At 75.6% G+C, this 2,796-nt stretch carries 1 protein-coding gene and 2 pseudogenes; 1 reads left to right on the forward strand and 2 read right to left on the reverse strand.

Annotated features, from left to right (window positions below; translation table 11 throughout):
• Positions 1 to 341 (reverse strand): annotated as a pseudogene (locus AB0O00_RS34485) (bifunctional 3'-5' exonuclease/DNA polymerase); the annotation flags it as partial.
• 227 nt (positions 342 to 568) lie between these two features.
• Here AB0O00_RS34485 and AB0O00_RS34490 point away from each other — a divergent pair.
• On the forward strand, positions 569 to 2,593 hold the full coding sequence (locus AB0O00_RS34490) for a M3 family metallopeptidase (RefSeq protein ID WP_363658582.1): 2,025 nt from the start codon (positions 569 to 571) through the stop codon (positions 2,591 to 2,593).
• On the opposite strand, the pseudogene AB0O00_RS34495 reads toward AB0O00_RS34490, so the two are convergent.
• Positions 2,594 to 2,796, reverse strand: a pseudogene (locus AB0O00_RS34495) (hypothetical protein); the annotation flags it as partial. It abuts the gene before it with no gap.

The raw sequence follows: 2,796 nt of genomic DNA on the forward strand, positions 1-2,796 counted from the left end.
GGCAGGCCGTGCAGCCGGGCCCAGGCGGCGCCGAGCGAGCGGGGCGCGCCGAAGCGGCCCTCGTGGGCGAGCAGGAGGGCCTCGACGAGCCGCAGGTCGTGGCAGCGGCCGAGCCGGTCGGGCAGCCGGGGCAGCAGCGGGGCGTAGGCGCTGTCGGCGGCGGCCCAGACCCAGCGCGGCCCCGGCCGGCCGTCGCCTCCGGCGGCCTCCCGGGCGGCGACTGCGGCGGCGAGGTCGGGGACGGCCTCGGGCGGGCCGAGCGGGGTGCCGGCGTCGTCGAGGGGCTGGAGCCGGCCGCCGGGGCCGTGCGGGTCGGGGACCAGGGCGGTTCTGGGGGGCACGGGGGCTCCTCCTCTCGGCGCGCGGGGCGGTTCGCGGGTGTCGGTGTACTGGCGGCGGTGTGCTGGGGGCGGTGCTGGTGTGGTGTGCTGGGGGGCGGTGCTGGTGTGCGGGTCCGGGTACGCGTGTGCGGACCTGCGGGGGTCCGGGGTCGACCGTAGCGGGTGGGTACGACAACGCGGGAAGGGACGCGTAGGCAGCGCGGGGGACACCGCGTATGGTCCGTGAAATGACCGATAACCCGTTCTTCAAGAGCAGCACCCTCGACTTTGAGCTGCCGCCCTTCGCCGAGATCCGGGAGGAGCACTACCTGCCCGCCTACGAGCGCGGGATGGCCGAGCAGCTGGCCGAGATCGCCGCGATCACGGCCGGTCCGCAGCCGCCGACCTTCGCCGACACGCTGGTGGCCCTGGAGCGTTCCGGCGAGCTGCTGCGCCGGGTGGACGCGGTCTTCCGCAACCAGGTGTCCTCCGACACCAATGACCTCGTCGACGAGGTGGACGCCAAGGTGAGCCCGCTGCTGGCCGCGCACCACGACGCGATCCACCTGGACCGCGCCCTGTTCGCCCGCGTCGAGGACCTGTACGGGCGCCGCGCCGAGCTGGCCCTGGACCCGGAGTCGCTGCGGCTGCTGGAGCGCCGGCACACCGCGTTCGTCCGCTCCGGCGCCCGGCTGGGCGCGGCCGAGCAGGACCGGCTGCGCGAGCTGAACGCCGAACTCGCCGCCCTCGCCACGACGTTCCAGCAGAACGTGAACGCCGCCACCAAGGCCGCCGCGCTGGTCCTGGACTCCGCCGAGGAGCTCGACGGCCTGTCCGCCGACGCGATCGCCGCGGCCGCCGAGAACGCCCGGGTGCTGGGCCACGACGGCAAGTACGTGCTGAGCCTGCGCAACACCTCCGGCCAGCCCGAACTGGCGCTGCTGACCGACCGGTCGGTGCGCGAGCGCCTGCTCGCCGCCTCGCTCGGCCGGGCCGCGGACGTCAACGGCCCGATCGCGATCCGGATGGCCGGGCTGCGCGCCGAGCGGGCCGGGCTGCTGGGCCACCCGACCCACGCCGCGTACGTGGTGGCCGACGAGACCGCGGGTTCGGTCGGGGCGGTGGACGGCCTGCTGGCCCGCCTGGTGGAGCCGGCGGTGGCGATCGCCCGCCGGGAGGCCGCCGAGCTGGCGCAGGCGGCCGCGGCGGACGGGATCGGGGAGATCGCCGCGCACGACTGGGCGTACTACTCGGAGAAGGTCCGGCAGGCGTCCTACGACGTCGACGCCGCCGCGCTGCGCCCGTACTTCGAGCTGGAGCGGGTGCTGCACGACGGGGTGTTCTTCGCCGCCGGGCTGGCGTACGGGCTGAGCTTCACCGAGCGGCCGGACCTGACGGCCCACCACCCGGACGCCCGGGTCTTCGAGGTGGCCGAGGAGGACGGCACCCGGCTGGGCCTGTTCGTCGGGGACTTCCACGCGCGCGCGTCCAAGCGCGGCGGCGGGTGGATGGACGAGATGGTGTCGCAGTCCGCACTGACCGGCCGGCGCGCGGTCGTGGTCAACAACCTCAACATCCCCAAGCCGGCGCCGGGCGAGCCGGTACTGCTGACCTGGGACGAGGTGCGCGTCCTCTTCCACGAGTTCGGGCACGCGCTGCACGGGCTGTTCTCGGACGTGCGCTACCCGCTGTTCGCGGGCACGGCCGTGCCCCGGGACTTCGTCGAGTTCCCGTCCCAGGTCAACGAGATGTGGATGGTCCGGCCCGAGGTGCTGGCCAACTACGCCCGCCACCACGTGACCGGCGAGCCGCTGCCGGCCGCGCTGGTCGAGCGGATGGCCGCGGCCGAGGGCTTCGGCCAGGGCTTCCGGACGGTGGAGTACCTGGCGGCGACGCTGCTGGACTGGGCCTGGCACACCGTGCCGCAGGGCCGGGAGATCGCCGACGCCGAGGAGTTCGAGGCGCGGGCGCTGGAGGCGGCCGGGATCGCGGTGCCGGCGATCCCGCCGCGCTACCGGTCGGCCTACTTCCAGCACGTCTTCTCGAGCGGCTACAGCGCCGGGTACTACGCGTACATCTGGTCGGAGGTGCTGGACGCCGACACCGTGCGGTGGTTCGCGGAGAACGGCCGCACGGTGCGGGAGAGCGGCGAGACGTTCCGCCGGGAGCTGCTGTCGCGCGGGTTCAGCCGCGACCCGCTGGACTCGTTCCGCGCGGTGGTCGGCCGCGCGCCGGAGACCGGGCCGCTGCTGGCGCGCCGGGGGCTGGCCTGATCACCTCGGCGTGAGCGTGACGGTCACCGGGGTGCCCGGGCGGGCGTGCGGGAACCGGATCCGGACGGTGCCCGCGCGCCCGTCGGCGGGCTGCTCGACCTCGACCCGGGCACCGGCGGGGGAGACGGAGACCTCGGCGCCGCGCGGGAACGCGGCGGGCGGCAGGACGAGTTCGGTGCTGCGCCGGGTGCCGTCGGCGCTCC

The sequence above is a fragment of the Kitasatospora sp. NPDC093558 genome (assembly GCF_040683475.1).
GTDB lineage: Bacteria > Actinomycetota > Actinomycetes > Streptomycetales > Streptomycetaceae > Kitasatospora.